This window comes from Mucilaginibacter terrae (assembly GCF_042679325.1).
GTDB classification, from domain to species: domain Bacteria; phylum Bacteroidota; class Bacteroidia; order Sphingobacteriales; family Sphingobacteriaceae; genus Mucilaginibacter; species Mucilaginibacter terrae.
Genome location: NZ_JBHTMJ010000006.1, coordinates 133,484 through 149,808 on the forward strand (window position 1 = coordinate 133,484; position 16,325 = coordinate 149,808).

13 protein-coding genes and 2 tRNA genes are annotated in these 16,325 nt (G+C 43.8%); 11 read left to right on the forward strand and 4 right to left on the reverse strand.

Annotated features, from left to right (window positions below; all coding sequences use genetic code 11):
- The first annotated feature begins 116 nt into the window (after nt 1-116).
- Entirely contained in the window at nt 117-347 is a 231-nt protein-coding gene (locus ACFQ3S_RS06820) for a hypothetical protein (protein WP_377162626.1), read from the forward strand.
- Between the two features lie 34 nt (nt 348-381).
- A complete protein-coding gene (locus ACFQ3S_RS06825) occupies nt 382-945 on the forward strand; it encodes a PRC-barrel domain-containing protein (RefSeq protein ID WP_377162629.1) in 564 nt (187 codons plus the stop codon).
- 175 nt (nt 946-1,120) lie between these two features.
- Here ACFQ3S_RS06825 and ACFQ3S_RS06830 read toward each other — a convergent pair whose 3' ends face one another.
- On the reverse strand, nt 1,121-3,409 hold the full coding sequence (locus ACFQ3S_RS06830) for a TonB-dependent receptor (RefSeq protein WP_377162631.1): 2,289 nt from the start codon (nt 3,407-3,409) through the stop codon (nt 1,121-1,123).
- Nucleotides 3,410-3,968: 559 nt separating this feature from the next.
- Here ACFQ3S_RS06830 and ACFQ3S_RS06835 point away from each other — a divergent pair.
- A complete protein-coding gene (locus ACFQ3S_RS06835) occupies nt 3,969-4,871 on the forward strand; it encodes a cation diffusion facilitator family transporter (protein ID WP_377162633.1) in 903 nt (300 codons plus the stop codon).
- A 98-nt stretch (nt 4,872-4,969) separates the two neighbouring features.
- Here the strand turns inward: ACFQ3S_RS06835 and pyrF are convergent, their stop codons facing one another.
- On the reverse strand, nt 4,970-5,833 hold the full coding sequence (pyrF, locus tag ACFQ3S_RS06840) for an orotidine-5'-phosphate decarboxylase (RefSeq protein WP_377162635.1): 864 nt from the start codon (nt 5,831-5,833) through the stop codon (nt 4,970-4,972).
- A 275-nt stretch (nt 5,834-6,108) separates the two neighbouring features.
- On the opposite strand from pyrF, the gene rho reads away from it, so the two are divergent.
- From rho to ACFQ3S_RS06865, 5 genes are all read left to right on the forward strand, one after another.
- Nucleotides 6,109-7,908, forward strand: coding sequence for a transcription termination factor Rho (gene rho / locus ACFQ3S_RS06845; RefSeq protein WP_449288934.1), 1,800 nt, complete (start codon nt 6,109-6,111; stop codon nt 7,906-7,908).
- A gap of 302 nt (nt 7,909-8,210) precedes the next feature.
- Nucleotides 8,211-8,945 (forward strand): CDP-alcohol phosphatidyltransferase family protein, encoded by a 735-nt coding sequence (locus ACFQ3S_RS06850; RefSeq protein ID WP_377162637.1) that lies wholly within the window; start codon nt 8,211-8,213, stop codon nt 8,943-8,945.
- A 1-nt stretch (nt 8,946) separates the two neighbouring features.
- Nucleotides 8,947-9,198, forward strand: coding sequence for a phosphoribosylformylglycinamidine synthase subunit PurS (gene purS / locus ACFQ3S_RS06855; RefSeq protein ID WP_377162639.1), 252 nt, complete (start codon nt 8,947-8,949; stop codon nt 9,196-9,198).
- A gap of 203 nt (nt 9,199-9,401) precedes the next feature.
- Entirely contained in the window at nt 9,402-10,646 is a 1,245-nt protein-coding gene (locus ACFQ3S_RS06860) for a TCR/Tet family MFS transporter (RefSeq protein WP_377162641.1), read from the forward strand.
- A gap of 70 nt (nt 10,647-10,716) precedes the next feature.
- Nucleotides 10,717-11,940, forward strand: coding sequence for a TCR/Tet family MFS transporter (locus ACFQ3S_RS06865; protein WP_377162643.1), 1,224 nt, complete (start codon nt 10,717-10,719; stop codon nt 11,938-11,940).
- 209 nt (nt 11,941-12,149) lie between these two features.
- On the opposite strand, the gene ACFQ3S_RS06870 is transcribed toward ACFQ3S_RS06865, so the two are convergent.
- Both ACFQ3S_RS06870 and ACFQ3S_RS06875 read right to left on the reverse strand, forming a co-directional pair.
- The gene (locus ACFQ3S_RS06870) at nt 12,150-12,746 is read right to left on the reverse strand and encodes a DUF502 domain-containing protein (protein ID WP_377162645.1); all 597 of its coding nucleotides are present in this window, start codon (nt 12,744-12,746) and stop codon (nt 12,150-12,152) included.
- A gap of 14 nt (nt 12,747-12,760) precedes the next feature.
- A complete protein-coding gene (locus ACFQ3S_RS06875) occupies nt 12,761-15,226 on the reverse strand; it encodes a bifunctional UDP-N-acetylmuramoyl-tripeptide:D-alanyl-D-alanine ligase/alanine racemase (protein WP_377162647.1) in 2,466 nt (821 codons plus the stop codon).
- Nucleotides 15,227-15,247: 21 nt separating this feature from the next.
- Here ACFQ3S_RS06875 and ACFQ3S_RS06880 point away from each other — a divergent pair, with 21 nt between their 5' ends.
- From ACFQ3S_RS06880 to ACFQ3S_RS06890, 3 genes are all read left to right on the forward strand, one after another.
- Nucleotides 15,248-15,769, forward strand: coding sequence for a regulatory protein RecX (locus tag ACFQ3S_RS06880; protein WP_377162649.1), 522 nt, complete (start codon nt 15,248-15,250; stop codon nt 15,767-15,769).
- Nucleotides 15,770-15,875: 106 nt separating this feature from the next.
- Nucleotides 15,876-15,948: transfer RNA gene (locus ACFQ3S_RS06885), tRNA-Gly, on the forward strand.
- Nucleotides 15,949-16,143: 195 nt separating this feature from the next.
- A tRNA-Leu gene (locus tag ACFQ3S_RS06890) sits at nt 16,144-16,228 on the forward strand.
- The last annotated feature ends 97 nt before the right edge of the window (nt 16,229-16,325 follow it).

The window sequence follows — 16,325 nt, forward strand, 5'->3', positions numbered from 1 at the left end:
ATCAAGCGTTTTCTAAAATGCCAAAACCATAAGCCGATAAATAAGTTATAGTAAAACTTAATAAATGAGCTTGTTAGGTTTATAGTAATTAACTTTTTGCTAATTAAAACAATTTTATGGCCGAATTAAACGTACAACCTAAAAAACGGACTCCCTGGTGGGTATGGATCATACTGCTGATAGTGGCTTTAGCCTTGCTCTATATATTTTTAGGTGGCGGCAAAAGCCTGACTGGTAAAAACGAACCGATAGTAACAGATTCAACGATGGTGGATAGCACGATCACTAAAACCACCACATTGGATAGTGTTACCGTTGATACTACGGAAGCAGATACTACAAGATAATTAAGTTTCAAGCATATATAAATATTGTACTGATATGGCCTTAGAAGAAAATGATTTAGAATATAGCCGCCTGGAAGAACTAAGCGGCAGCGATTTTGAGATAGCCGATGGTCAGCCCGATATTAAGGGCTGGGACGTAAAAAATGAATTGGGCGAAAACATTGGCGATGTGCAAGAACTTCTATTCAATCCGCAAAGCCGCAAGGTGCGCTACATTATTGTAGATACCGATGCCAACGACCTACGCCTGGAAGCCCGTAAGATTCTCATCCCTATTGGCGCTGCCGAAATTCATGCTGATGATGATTACATAGTTGTTCCGCAGGTTACCGTGAATCATTTGGAGCAGTTGCCACATTACGAAAAAGATGCCTTAACAGCCGAGCATGAACAGCACATCCGTACCACGTTTTCCAGTTTGGGCGCTGCAGGTATGGGCATGGGTGCCATTGGCTCTACCCCTACCGAAGACTTTTACGAGCACGAGCAGTTCAACGCCAACCGTTTTTACGACCGCAGAAGGCAGGAAACCGATCCTAAAAGGTTGCTGCCCGAAGAAGGTACACCTGATGCGGAAGAGGGTAAGGATATATTTTAGAAAATTGCGTTTGTAAAAGCTATAAATGAAGCCATCATTCTGAACTCGTTAAAGACCTGACACAGCTTACAAGCCTTCAACAAGCTCAGACTGACAGGTGATAATTATGTACTATAATAGAAAAGCGCTTATCCGTTACCCGATAAGCGCTTTTCTTATTCAAATACAGGTTACTTTACTTGATGCTAAAAGGCAAAAAGAAACCAAACGTAATATTACGACCGGGGTTATAAACGCCCAACGCAGTGTTGGTTTGGTCTAACCTGCCCGGTTTCAAACGGCTTAGTGCATCGTAATAACGCTTATTAGTAAGGTTATATCCCGATACATAGATTTTAAGCGGCTGTGCTCCTAATTTAACCGTAGTTCCAATACCTGCATTTAACAAGGTGTACGATGCCGTTGCTGTTTCAAACGTAGCATCTATACGGCTTTGTTTAAAATAGTTGTCGATACCCACATAAGCGTAAAAAGCGTTCAACCCTTTAATTTTCGGCTCAAAGCGCAGGGTGTTGTGCAGTGTACCTGCCGGTATAAAAGCCAGCGGACGGTTCAACGTGGTGTTTTGCGCATGGGTATAACCAAACGTATTTTCCAAATGAATATATGATACCGGATGCAATGTTAAACTGGCTTCGGCACCATATAAATTGGCATTTACCTGGCCATAACGGTACACCGGATACTCTACCAGTGCTTCATCGGGCACTTCAATAGTTTCATTACCGGTATTAGAGGCATAAATAAAGTTATGTACGTAGTTTTCATACACACCCAGGCTACCGGTTACCATACCCGAACCAAATTCCAAAGTAGCATCGGCCTGGTAACTTCTTTCGGGGCTTAAATTAGGGTTGCCAATTTCATATCTAAAAGTTCCTTCATGCACCCCGTTCGATCCTAACTCGGCCGGATTAGGTGCGCGGAAAGCCGATCCGGCATTGGCCTTAAAGTTTAGGTTATCGTTAAACACGTGGGTATAACCCAATGCACCGCTAATGCTGCTGAAATCATTTTTAAAGCCGGGAAACTTTTCTTCGCCTTCTTCAAAAAGCTGCTTACCGTTATTTTTAATATAATCGTAACGTAAACCCGCGCTCACCGTGTTGGTGCCGTAAGTTTTCTTAATGAAACCAAACGCACCTGCGGCGTAAGCGTTATATTCGGGAATCAGCTTTTCATCGGCCTTATTTAAACTATGGCCAAGGCTTCCGCTTAAACCTATAACCGGCTCCAAGCCGTTTTTTGCAGGTAAAGCGTACTTGGCGTCTAAAGAGTAAGTGTTTAAATCGAAGAATAAGGCAGGGTCGCTGCTGTCTTCCAGTTCACGGCGTTGATTTTTCTGGTAGCCCAGGTCAACTTTTAAAGACCCCTCACCTAATACAAAGTTATTGTTCAACGCTATTTTATAATGGCGAATGTCCTGACGCGGAAAATCCAGCGTACGCGAATGCTCGGTGGTGTACAATTCATCTACCGATTCGGGGTCGTAAAAACCAACATTGTTTTTATAGTAGGAAAAGTTTAAATGCGAATAACCCCAGCTTTTGTTTAAACCCAACATAGCGCTTGCATTGGTATTACTATAGCCACTGTTAGGGAAATAACCATTGGCTGTTTTATACGAATAAGCGTTTTGATAAGAACCGCGTCCACGCCATACAAAACCGCTTTCGTTACCGGTTAGCATTAATGAAGTACCGCTTAAACCGTTATTGGTAGAATAGTTAGATAATACTTCACCTTTGATCATTCCAGATGCAGGAGCAAGCGGTTCAACTAAGTTGATGACACCACCAATAGCATCTGAGCCATATTGCAAGGATGCCGCGCCACGTAGCACTTCTACCCTATCGGCCTGGTACTGGTCAATTTCAATGCCGTGTTCATCGCCCCATTGCTGACCTTGTTGCTTTACACCATCGCTCAGGGTAACCACCCGGTTGTAACCCAGGCCACGGATAACCGGCTTGCTGATGCCCGGACCCGTAGTGATTTGGCTTACACCCGGCACTTGTTTAGCCAGGGCATCTATGAGGTTGGTATAGCTGCCTTGCAAATCTTCTTTATGAACCACCGCGGCCGATGTGCTGTTGTATTTACTGGTTGCCGTAACCAGCGTACCGGTCACCACTACTTCGCGGGTTTCGATCATGCTGGGCACCAGGGCAAAATTCAATGCCGAAGGCGACGACAAATCGACGGTTTTAACCAGCGAACTGTAGCCCAAGTACTTTACTTCTACCACATAACGGCCACGGGCCGGCAGGTTAGCAAAGTTAAACTGCCCATTGGCATCGGTGCTGGTACTTATTTTTAATTGGGGAATGGTAACGGTAGCCCCTATAATAGGCTCGTTGGTTTTGGCATCGGTTACTTTGCCGGTGAATGCCGCTACGGTAGCCGCATAGATAAACGCAGGTAATATAAACAGCAATAAGCTGCCTAAAAATTTTAATTTCATGATAATAGAGATAGCTGAACTAATAATTTTTTGAAATACAGTAAAACAGCGGCTGTATAATAACCACTGGTGTAAATAAGAAAATTATAATGCAGGCGGGCCTCTGTTACCCGAAAGCAGTAACTCAATGCTCTGATATATTGCGGTATAAGCTACTGGCGTATAAGAGCTGCTAACCGACCAAAATTGAAACTGGCTCTGCTGTAAAAGCAACTGTATATGCCCATGCTGTGTACAAATGGGACAGTTATCTTCAGAAATTTTGGATTTATCTTTTTGGCCGTAATGCCTGGCATGCTGAGTATCCGTTTTATGGGTATGCGCAAAAACGATCAACTGCCCTGTAACAAAGGTTAACAGGAGCAGCAGTGAGATCAATATTTTTGCGGCGCGGTTCTTCAAAACAATTAGTACAAATATATATTTTAAGCGTATTGGTTAACAGTTTATTTACCATATATCATTTTTATTACACAAATACATGCAGAAGTTGTTATTAATTAAATTTTTGTTAAGCAAATCATCAAACCTATTGGTTGTAATGGTGTATTAATAATCTATGCCGGCATCTAAAACCCCTATTTATACCGCCCTTGGGGCAAACCTGCTTATTGCCATTACCAAACTGGTAGCAGCAGTGTTTACCGGTAGTTCGGCCATGGTATCAGAAGGTATTCATTCGTTGGTAGATACCAGCAATGAAGTGCTGCTCTTACTGGGTATCAGCAAAAGCCAGAAACCTGCCGATGAGCAGCGGCCCTTTGGTTATGGAAGAGAGCTTTATTTTTGGTCGTTTGTGGTGTCGCTATTGTTTTTTGCATTGGGCGGCGGCTTTTCCATTTACGAGGGAATTGAACATTTGATGCATCCTGAAGAAGTACGAAATCCTATAATTAACTATATTGTGCTGGGCATTGCCTTTATTTTCGATGGTATTAGCTTTATTACTGCTATTAAAGAATTTAAAAGGCAGCGCGGCGATACCCCTTTTTGGAAAGCTGTGCACGATAGTAAAGACCCATCAACCTTTGTAGTGCTGTTTGAAGATGCTGCCGATGTGATAGGAATCCTAATAGCCTTTACCGGTATTTTGCTGGGCCAGTTGCTGGATAATCCTTATATTGATGGTATAGCTTCGGTATTGATAGGTTTACTGCTAACCGCCGTTGCTATATTGTTGGTTCGTGAAAGCCGTAGCTTACTGATGGGCGAAACCCCTGAAGCAGAAGAATTGCAGGCTGTTTTACAAATAGCCGAAAGCGATCCGCTGGTAAACAAGGTTACCCAACACCTCTCAACCTACCTGGCTCCCGAAGAGGTAATCATCGTCTTTAAAATTAATTTTATCCGCGAAGCTGGTAATATGCAGATCACCGATACTATTGAGAATATTCGTAATAAAATTCAGATTACCTATCCGCATTACAAACAGGTATTTGTGGAGCCGGTAAGCCCCTCCTAAACGGCGTAGCCCTCATGAGTGCCTAATAAATACAGACACTTACGAATAATCCTCCCCGGGAGGGAGGACTTCTAATTAAATTACCACAGCATATAATGTTATAACTCCCTCCATCCCGGGGAGGGCCGGGGAGAGGCTTTTTTCTCCAACTCCTCTGCCATTTGCTGTTGCAGCTTTAAGGCTTCGGCGCGGGCTGCTTCGGCAAAGTCTTCTCCGTTGCTGGCATAGATAATAGAACGGGAAGCGTTAACCAGTAAGCCGCATTCGGGGGTCATACCATACTTACATACTTCTTCCAGGCTACCGCCTTGTGCGCCAACACCGGGTACTAATAAAAAATTATCGGGCGCATGTTTGCGGATGTTGGCAAACTCGGCACCTTTGGTGGCACCTATCACGTACATCATACGATCAGGGCCCGCCAAAGTATTGCATTTGTTAATTACGGCTTCATGCAGCAAACCTTCGTTAGTTTGCAGGTATTGAAAATCCTGGCTCCCTACCGATGAGGTTAGCGCCAGAATGATCACCCACTTATCCTCATAAGCTAAATAAGGCGTAATGCTATCGTGCCCCATGTAAGGGGTAATCGTAATCGCATCGAAACCCATACCTGTGGAGGCTTCATCAAAAAAGGCGCGGGCATAACGGTCGCTGGTGTTGCCAATATCGCCACGCTTGGCGTCTATAATGCTTAAACAATCTTTGGGCAGGTATTTGTAAGTACTGATCAGGCTTTGTAAACCTCTAATACCGTAGCTTTCATAAAAGGCAGCATTGGGTTTATAAGCCACGCATAAGTCTTTAGTGGCATCAATAATGCGTTTATTAAACTCAAAAATAGGATCGGGATAGTTGTTATGCAAAAAAGCGGGTATCTTTTCCAGGTCGGTATCTAAACCAACGCACAAGAATGATTTTTTAAGCCTGATCTGTTCTATTAATTGCTGACGTGATAGCATAAGGAAAGAAGTAAAGGATATTCAAGGGGCAAAAAAACTAAATTTCATTGGAAGTGTTATCCTTGTGTAACTATTTTTTAAAATAATTGTTGATTCTAAAATATTTAGTTACTATTGTATCGTTTCCAAAACAAATTTTTCTTGCACTAAAGAAAAGTTGTAAAATTCCCACGTTGCTTATAAAATAATAAATTATTTTTTTCAAGGTGCCATTACAGCAGCAAGTTTAATTTTCTATACATTAAATAATCCCTTTTTGAATTATAATTCCTCTCATGCCTGATAAACTCGAATTGAATGACAAATTAGTGTCCGAATTGCGTCAAATGGCTAAAGATCTGGGTATTACCGAAGCAGATGAACTGCGTAAGGCCCAGCTCGTTACGCGCATAGTTGAGCAAGAAAAACTGATTGAAACCGCCCGGGCACAGCAATCTGTTCTGCAAGACAACTACAATGATAACCAGGCACCCCAAGCTCAAACAGCCAATGCCGAAAGCGACGATGCCGATAACGACGACAAACCACGCAAACGCACCCGTGTTGTAAAAGCCAAGGTTCCGGCAGGTAAAACGCAGGTACACGATGTACCCCGTACCGATCTGTTTGCCGCACCTGAGCCTATAGTACAAGCCGAAACCCAGCAAGCCGGTACCCCTAACGATGTGCAGGCCGTTGAATCGGTTAAGGATAACGCCTCAACTGCACCGGCAGCTGCCGAGCAAAACAACGAGGTTCGTGCGCCAAAATTTGAGCGCCGCCCTATGGCTAACCCACGCGAAGGACGTGAAGGTACTAACGTACGTGAACCACGCGAACGCGAACAACGTGATACCCGTGAGCCACGTGAAAATAATAACCAGCAACGCGAAACCAACAATGGCCGCGAGCGCGACGGCAACCGCGAAAACAGCGTTCAGCAACAAACCAAAAGCAACCAGGAAGCCATTAACATGGACTTTGATAACGTTATTGTTAACGAAGGTGTGTTAGAGATAATGCCCGATGGTTACGGCTTTTTGCGCTCGTCCGACTATAATTACCTGACCTCGCCCGATGATATTTACGTATCACAATCGCAAATTAAGCTATTCGGCTTAAAAACCGGCGATACCGTGCGAGGCAGCATCCGCCCTCCAAAGGAAGGCGAAAAATATTTTCCTTTGGTACGTGTTGAAGCCATTAACGGCCGCATACCTGCCGAAGTGCGCGACCGTGTTCCTTTCGATCACTTAACGCCGCTGTTCCCATCCGAAAAAATGAACCTGTTTACCGATGCGAACAATTATTCTACCCGTATTATGGACCTGTTTTCGCCTATTGGTAAAGGTCAGCGTGGTTTAATTGTAGCCCAGCCAAAAACAGGTAAAACCATGTTGTTAAAGGATGTGGCCAACGCCATAGCCAAAAACCACCCCGAAGTGTACCTCATTATTCTACTGATTGACGAGCGCCCCGAGGAGGTTACTGATATGGCCCGCAGCGTACGCGCCGAGGTGGTATCCTCAACATTTGATGAACCGGCCGAGCGTCACGTAAAAATTGCCAACATTGTACTCGAAAAAGCCAAACGTATGGTAGAGTGCGGTCATGATGTGGTTATTTTGTTAGACTCCATCACCCGTTTAGCCCGTGCTTATAATACCGTTGCCCCGGCATCAGGTAAAATATTATCGGGTGGTGTGGATGCTAACGCATTGCACAAACCTAAGCGCTTTTTTGGTGCGGCCCGTAATATAGAAGATGGCGGTTCGTTAACCATTATTGCTACAGCCTTAACCGAAACCGGCTCTAAAATGGATGAGGTGATCTTTGAAGAGTTTAAAGGTACCGGTAATATGGAGCTGCAGTTGGATCGTAAACTGTCTAACAAACGGATTTTCCCTGCTATTGATATTACCGCATCGAGCACTCGTAGGGATGACCTGTTGTTAGACCGCGATACCCTGCAACGCATCTGGATTTTGCGTAATCATTTGGCCGATATGAACTCTATCGAATCGATGGAATTCATGCAGTCACAGATCAGAGGTACCCGCAGCAACGAAGAGTTTTTGGTTTCGATGAACTCGTAGTATAAAGCGAATAAGCTAAAAAAATGTCATCTCGAACGTTAGTGAGAGATCTTGTTCAATATGCAAAGTAGGCAACCTACTTAGTCTAACAAGATTTCTCGTTATCACTCGAAATGACATTTTTTGTCATCTCGAACGTTAGTGAGAGATCTTGTTCAATATGCAAAGTAGGCAACCTACTTAGTCTAACAAGATTTCTCGTTATCACTCGAAATGACATTTTTTGTTTAGAGATTGCTTCCACCCCCGCCACATTAAAATCAGGTTAAGATTTTTCTTACTTTATAGAAGCTTAAAAATTATTGGCTATCTTGACCCCCGAAATGAGGAAACGCGTTAAGAAACATGTACCCAACGCCATAACCTGTGCCAACCTATTTAGTGGATGTGTAGGAATTGTTTTTGTTGCCTTTCAGGATAATCTGGAATATGCAGCCTATTGTATATTCTTAGCCGCAATCTTCGACTTTTTCGACGGACTGGCGTCCCGTGTTTTGCAAGCTTATTCGTTAATAGGTAAAGATTTGGATTCATTGGCCGATGTAGTAAGCTTTGGCGTGCTACCCGCTTTTATTATGTACCGCCTGTTTTTGCAGGCACCTCAAATAGAGAACGTTAGTATTGTCTTAAACTTCATTGCTTTCCTCATCCCGGTATTTTCGGCATTACGGCTGGCTAAATTTAATAATGACGAACGCCAAACCGATAGTTTTATAGGCCTCCCTACCCCGGCTAACGCCATTTTAATAGGCTCATTCCCACTAATTATCAAAGAGCAATACGGCTTTTTTAACGCTTTCGTATTAAACCCTTTTTTCTTGGCATTTTTTGTAGCCATCATGTGTATGCTGCTCGTGGTCGAACTTCCGTTAATGTCATTCAAATTTAAGAACCGCGATGTACATAGAAATTTTTATCGGTATTTATTGCTGCTGTTTTCGGCAATTCTGATATTGTTTTTTAAATTTGCTGCCGTTCCGGCGATCGTCATCATGTATATCGCTTTATCCATTATTCAACTCAGATTTGCCAAATAATATGAAATTCCTGGCCGAAATAGATGTAATGCCCAAAAAAGAAATTCTTGACCCACAAGGTAAAGCCGTAACCGGCAGTATGAAAAACCTGGGCCTGGCCGAAATTCTGAACGTGCGCATTGGCAAACACATTACCTTAGAAATTGAAGCTGAGAATGAAGCTATAGCATCGGCCAAAACTGAGGAAGCCTGCAAAAACCTGCTGGCTAACTTAATTATGGAGAGCTATACTTTCAAGGTAATTCCTGCATAATTTCTTCTTTTCTTCTTGAAATTAATTTGCCGTTTACAGGCTTGAATGAAGCTGACATCTCTACGTATATTTTAGCTTTAATAAAGATTTTATCTTTTAATATAGCTGCTTATGCGTTAGATTAGTGTTATGGCAGTAAATGACGCGCTGCCTGTTAAACAAAACCGTAGCTGTAAACATATTTTCGTTATTTTGAGATAATTATGGATCAACCTGCACAACCTAAACGTGAGGCTGCTTTAGGCTTTATCTTCATTACTTTACTCATCGACATTACCGGCTTTGGTATAGTTATACCGGTGTTCCCCAAATTAATAGAACACCTGTTACATACTAACGATCTGAGTGTTGCGGCCCGTTACGGCGGCTGGCTTACCTTCGCCTACTCGGTAATGCAATTTTTGTTTGCCCCTGTGCTGGGTAACCTGAGCGATAAATATGGCCGAAGGCCGGTTTTGTTGGGTTCACTTTTAGGTTTTGGTATCGATTATATCTTCCTTGCATTTGCGCCCAGCATCTGGTGGTTGTTTGTAGGCCGTATTATAGCCGGTATTACCGGTGCCAGTTTTACCACGGCATCAGCCTATATAGCCGATGTAAGTACGCCCGAAAAACGGGCACAAAACTTTGGTATTATTGGTGCCGCCTTTGGCCTGGGCTTTATTATCGGCCCTGTATTAGGTGGTATTTTAGGTCATGTTGATGTGAAGCTGCCATTTTTAGCTGCCGCAGGTTTAGCCTTGCTCAATGCGGCTTACGGTTACTTTATACTGCCCGAATCATTAGCGAAAGAAAATCGCCGTCCGTTTGAATGGAAACGTGCCAACCCCATAGGCGCATTAACGCAATTGAAAAAGTATCCGGCCATAAGCGGACTAATTGCCTCGCTCATCCTCATTTACGTTGCAGCGCATGCCGTACAAAGCACCTGGACTTACTTTACCATGGAACGCTTTAAGTGGAACGAGTCATTAGTGGGTTATTCCTTAGGCTTCGTGGGATTATTATCGGGTTTGGTGCAGGGCTTACTCATTCGCATTACCATTCCTAAGCTTGGACAAAAAAAGAGTATAGCCATTGGCTTGCTGCTATACAGCGTAGGCTTGTTCCTGTTCTCCATTGCCAACCAAAGCTGGATGATGTTCGCTATTTTAATACCTTATTGCCTGGGCGGCATAGCCGGACCAGCCTTACAGGGATTGATCAGTAACCAGATACCACCTAATGAACAGGGCGAACTGCAAGGCGGCTTAACCAGTTTAATGAGTGTAACTTCCATTATTGGTCCGCCGTTAATGACCACTCTGTTTGCCTGGTTTACCGGCAAAAATGCACCTGTACAGTTTCCTGGGGCGCCGTTTTTAATGGGTGCTATATTAATGCTGGTGAGCACCTTGCTGGCTGTGCGTAGTTTTAGGCGGGCACGGGTGGTGGAAGCAACAGCTTAATGTAAATACCGCTAATCTTAAAAACAATTTGGCGTTAATGCCTTTTAACAGGTGTTATTATTGAACTATAATGAGCGATTCTACCAAGCCTAAGCGCCACGCCGCACTGGGTTTCATATTTGTTACTGTATTTGTTGATGTGCTCGGGCTGGGCGTAATCATACCGGTATTACCTAAACTGCTCGAAACCTTAGGGCACGTAGATATTAGTACCGCAGGGCAATTAAGCGGTTATTTGACGTTTACATACGCGCTCATGCAGTTCATTTTTTCCTCAGTATTGGGAAACCTGAGTGACCGGTATGGCCGCAGACCAGTGTTGTTAACCTCCTTAGTGGGCTTTGGTATTGATTACGCCTTTATGGCTTTTGCACCCAGTATATTCTGGCTGTTTGTTGGCCGCGCCATTGCCGGTATTGCTGGGGCAGCTACCACCACAGCCACAGCTTATATTGCCGATGTAAGCACGGGCGAAAACAGGGCTGCCAATTTTGGTTTAATTGGTGCGGCCACCGGTTTAGGCTTTATTGTGGGAATAGCTTTAGGTGGCTATTTAGGTGCTGTTGGTTTAAAGATCCCATTTTTAGCTGCTGCCGGTTTAGCTTTATTAAATGCCTTTTATGGCTATTTTGTATTACCCGAATCGTTAGCGCCCGAAAACCGCCGTGCTTTTGACTGGAGCCGGGCTAACCCGGTTGGGTCATTAAAGCGCCTGGGCATGTACCCAGCTATTGCGGGCTTAGTGAGTGCTTTTACGCTGGTGTACATTGCTGCCAAGGCAGTAGAAACGGTGCTCGCGTTCTATCTCATTGAAAAATTTAAGTGGAGCATGACCAGCATCAGCAGCCTGGGTATTTTCATAGGTGTACTGCTTATTGGCATACAAGGCGGGCTAATCCGTATTATTATACCTAAGTTAGGGCAAGACCGAAGCATTGTAACAGGCCTACTGTTTTATGCCATTGGTTTGGTGCTCATCGCCTTTGCCAGCAAAGGTTGGATGATGTACTTGTTTATGATCCCCTATTGTTTAGGCGGAATATCTGGTCCGGCCCTTCAAGGTTTAATTACCAGTAAGGTGGAAGCTAACGAACAGGGCGAATTACAAGGCAGTTTGAATAGTTTGCTGAGTATTACTACCGTAATCGGTCCACTGTTAATGAGCAGTTTGTTCGCGCATTTTACTAATCCTAAAGCATCCTCTATATACTTTCCGGGCGCGCCATATTTGTTGGGAGCTATATTGATGCTGATTAGTACGTTTATTGCGGTTAGGAATTTTAAAAGGTCTTAGTTGTCTGAACCGGCATTTTCAGAATTCGAGAATTTAGAGAATTTCTATCGGCCGATTGGTGGCGAACACTAACGCTAAATTACGGCGGCCCGAGGCCGCTGAATAGTTGCCACTTGGCTGGAGCCAAGCGGCGGCAGTTAGATTGAAGCTAAGCTGCGGCATAATCTTTAAGCCCTCCCTCCCGGGGAGGGTTTGGGAGGGGCTTCTATTTAATCCAACTCCGTAACCCCACCCGATATCACAAACTTCATCATATCGGCGGCGCTTTTGTTGAGGTGTTTTACCTTATCGGCAGGAACAATAACCACCTGACCGGCAAAGGAATAAGAGTATGGAAAATACACGGCTACTTCGCCGGGAAGACCTAATGCCGTCAAATCTTTTTGTGTAAGGAAACCGATCTTTTTTAATCCGGCAGAACCTACTTCTACAATAACGGGTTCATTAAATTTCTTGTCTTCACCTACAAAGGCTTCAGTAAAATCTTTAATGGAAGAGTACAGGAACTTGAACAGCGGGATCCGGTTCACCCAGCGGCTTAACCAGTTTTTAATGGGATCGGTTATTACGTTGGTCACCAGTACACCGGCAATCATAATTAAAACCAGTACCGTTAAAATACCCAGTCCCGGAATATAGATACCCTTACCCGTTTTGGGATTTATCCAAAGTACATCACTCAAGTTCAGGGCGTTATCCAATTTAGAAACCGCCCAGTAAATCAGGAAAATAGCCAGCCCAAGGGGGACTACAACAAGCATCCCTTTGATAAAGTAATTAAATAACGCGCGGGCCAACCTGTTCATATCCTGTTGCAATTTTACTCATAAAAATACACTCTTTTTACCCGCTGCGAAATATTGGTTAATATTTCGTACGGGATGGTGCCTATTTGCTTTGCCAGGTCCTCAATAGTTTGCTGCTCGTTGAATACGATAACCTCATCGCCTTCTTTTACCTCTACTGCGCTTACATCAATCATGCACATGTCCATAGCAACATTGCCTACCGTGGGTACCAGCACGCCTTTCACTAACATTTTACCCACGCCGTTACCAAACGCACGTAAATAGCCATCGGCATAGCCTATACGTACCGTGGCTATGCGGCCATCTTTTAATAAACTACCATTACGGTTATAGCCAATAGTATCGCCGGCTATAATGTGTTTAACCTGCGAAATGCTGGTTTTAAGCATTGCTATGGGCTGTAAACCGTTCAAATGATCGGGCACGGCAGCATCTATGCCGTACAAACCTATGCCTAAACGCACCATATCCAATTGCGCGTTGGGCCAGCGTATAATAGCCGATGTATTGGAGATGTGTTTGATCACCGTATAACCTAACGCCTGTTCTACCTGCTCAAAAGCTTGTTTAAACTGCGTGATCTGTTTAAGGGTAAAGGCATCGTGCGCCTCATTATCGCTGGCCACCAAATGCGAAAAAACAGATTGTACTTTAATATAAGAATTTACCATCAACATATCACACAAGGTATCCAGTTCAAATTCTTCAAATCCTAAACGGTGCATACCGGTATCAATTTTCAAATGCACCGGGTACTGGCTTACCTGATTTTGCTGGGCGTATCTTACAAATTTATCCAGCAAAGCAAAGCTATAAATTTCGGGTTCGAGGTTAAACTCCATTAACTTATCAAAGGCCGATGGTTCGGGGTTGAGCACCATAATGGGCAGCATGATTCCGGCCTGGCGGAGAGCTACACCTTCATCAATATAGGCAACGGCCAAATAATCAACCTTATTATATTGTAATATATTAGCTACCTCAAAGGTGCCGCTTCCATATGAAAACGCTTTCACCATAGCCATGAGTTTAACGCCCGGCTGCAGCTTGGATTTGTAAAAGTTCAAATTCCCCAATAAAGCATTGAGGTTGATCTCCAGCATGGTCTCGTGTGCCTTTTGCGCTAAAGCCCGGCTAATCCGCTCAAACTCAAAACTACGCGAGCCTTTAATTAGGATAGCTTCGTTGTTAAAGTTAATCTCCTGACGGTGCCGCAGCATATCTGCTGTATGATTGTAAAAGTAGGTTTGCTGAATACCGGCAAACAGTTCCTGATTTTGGTACAATGCCTCTCCCACCCCAATAAATTTATCTATCCGCTTGTTCTTCACCATATCGGCTACCTGCCGGTAAAGTTCCTGCGGTGGCAGGCCCGATTGAAATATATCGGACAAAATGAGCGTTTTTATTTTATGCTGATTTTGCTGCTGCAAAAAGTTCAGCGCAATTTCGAGCGAACGGATATCGGAATTGTACGAATCGTCTATCACCGAACAATCGTTAATACCGGTCTTCATTTCCAGGCGCATGCTTACGGCGCTCAGGTGTTCCAGCCGCTCGTCTACCTCTTCGGCACTGTAACCTAAAGCCAGCAGGGTTGCCCAGCACACTATGGCGTTCTCCACCGATGCTTCATCCAAAAACGGGATCAGGCATTCCACCTCATTACCTTTATACATGGCCCGCAGGTAAAAGCGTTTGGAGATCACCGTTTCGCTGAACACATACAGGTCGGCCTCCTTAAAGTTAAAGCTCCAGGTAAAGGTGGTAATGGCAGGCAGGTCGGCCTTGTATTCCAGCAACTGATCATAGTTATGGATCAGCAGCTCTGTTTTTTTAAACAGCTTTAGCTTTTCCTGCATTTTTTGTCGCCTGCTTTCAAAACCTTCGTCGTGCGCCGAGCCAATATGCGTAAGCACGCCAATAGTAGGCTGAATTATAGCTTCCAATGCATCCATTTCGTTTACAGTAGAAATCCCCGCTTCAAATATCCCCAGGTCGTTATCTTCCTGTATTTGCCAAACCGATAGCGGCACCCCTATTTGAGAGTTATAACTTTTAGAATTACGTACAATGTTTTTATCGCCGGCCAGCAACTGGTATAACCACTCCTTTACAATGGTTTTGCCGTTGCTGCCCGTAATGCCTATCACCGGCAAATTAAACCGGCTGCGGTGGTATGCCGCCAGTGTTTGCAGTGCTTTCAACACATCGTCCACTATTAAAAAGTTGGCGGCAGGGTAATCGGCAGTGGGTTGGGTTTGTACCACAAAGTTACGCACGCCATGGTTGTAAGCTTCAGCAATAAACTCGTGACCATCGCGCCTACCCGTTAATGCAAAGTACAAGCTTTCCACCGGGTTGCTGATTTGCCTACTATCTGTAAGCAAAATACTGATGTTGTTTTCCCTGACGATGGTTGCGGTGGCGGCAATAATTTGCTGCACCTGGAGTATAGAATACTGGCTGCTCAACATGATTTACGAAGGTAACTATTTATGTTAAGAGAAGAATTTTTGGTAAATTTGATTTGCATGGATGAGCCGAAAAAGAAGAGAATAACCGACGAAAAAACCGCACTGACCAAAGCCGAACATTTTTGCGCCTACCAGGAACGCTCACAGCAAGAAGTACGCCATAAACTATACGATTTAGGCATGTACCCCACCGGAGTGGAAAGTGTGATCAGCCAGCTCATTACCGGTAATTTTTTAAATGAAGAGCGCTTTGCCCGCGCCTATGTACAAGGCAAATTTAAACTTAAAGCTTGGGGGCGTATTAAAATAAAACAGGGTTTAAAGCTGAAAAAAGTACCCGATAAATTGATAAGTAAAGCTCTGCAAACCATTGACGGCGAAGATTATTTACGCGCTTTGCAGAAAGTTATAGACAAAAAACAAGCGCAAATAACCGAAAAAGACCCTTTTAAACGCCGTTACAAGCTTATACAGTACGCCATGAGCCGTGGATATGAGAGCGATTTAATAAATGATGTTTTGAAAGACAGTGAGTTATATTAAAGTTAAAAACTTTTAAAAATAATTATTTGCAGAATACGGTTTAGTCCCTATATTTGCATCACCAAAAACGTAAGGGATTATTTACGAATAATAACTTACCAAAAATGCGAAAGTAGCTCAGTTGGTAGAGCACGACCTTGCCAAGGTCGGGGTCGCGAGTTCGAATCTCGTCTTTCGCTCAAATCCCTTTTGAATATCAGGAGGGATTTATTTTTAAGGTTTATCGTTATGTGGTGTGCGGGCGGACGCCTGCCTCTTCTCCCGCATAACGATTACCTGACAAAATAAACCACGCACAGGTGGTGAAACTGACAGACGCGTCCCGATTCATACGGGATTACCTCAAAAGTTTTAAACTGTAGCAAATGGACCATGCTCAGATGGTGGAACTGGTAGACACGCAGGACTTAAAATCCTGTTCCCGTAAACGGAGTGCGGGTTCGATTCCCGCTCTGAGTACAAAAGCTCCTCTTTAAAAAGAGGAGCTTTTGTTGGATCAAGCATAATTCTTGGGGGATATGGTAAAATTTATTTGTTTTGCAATTTAGAAACGAAT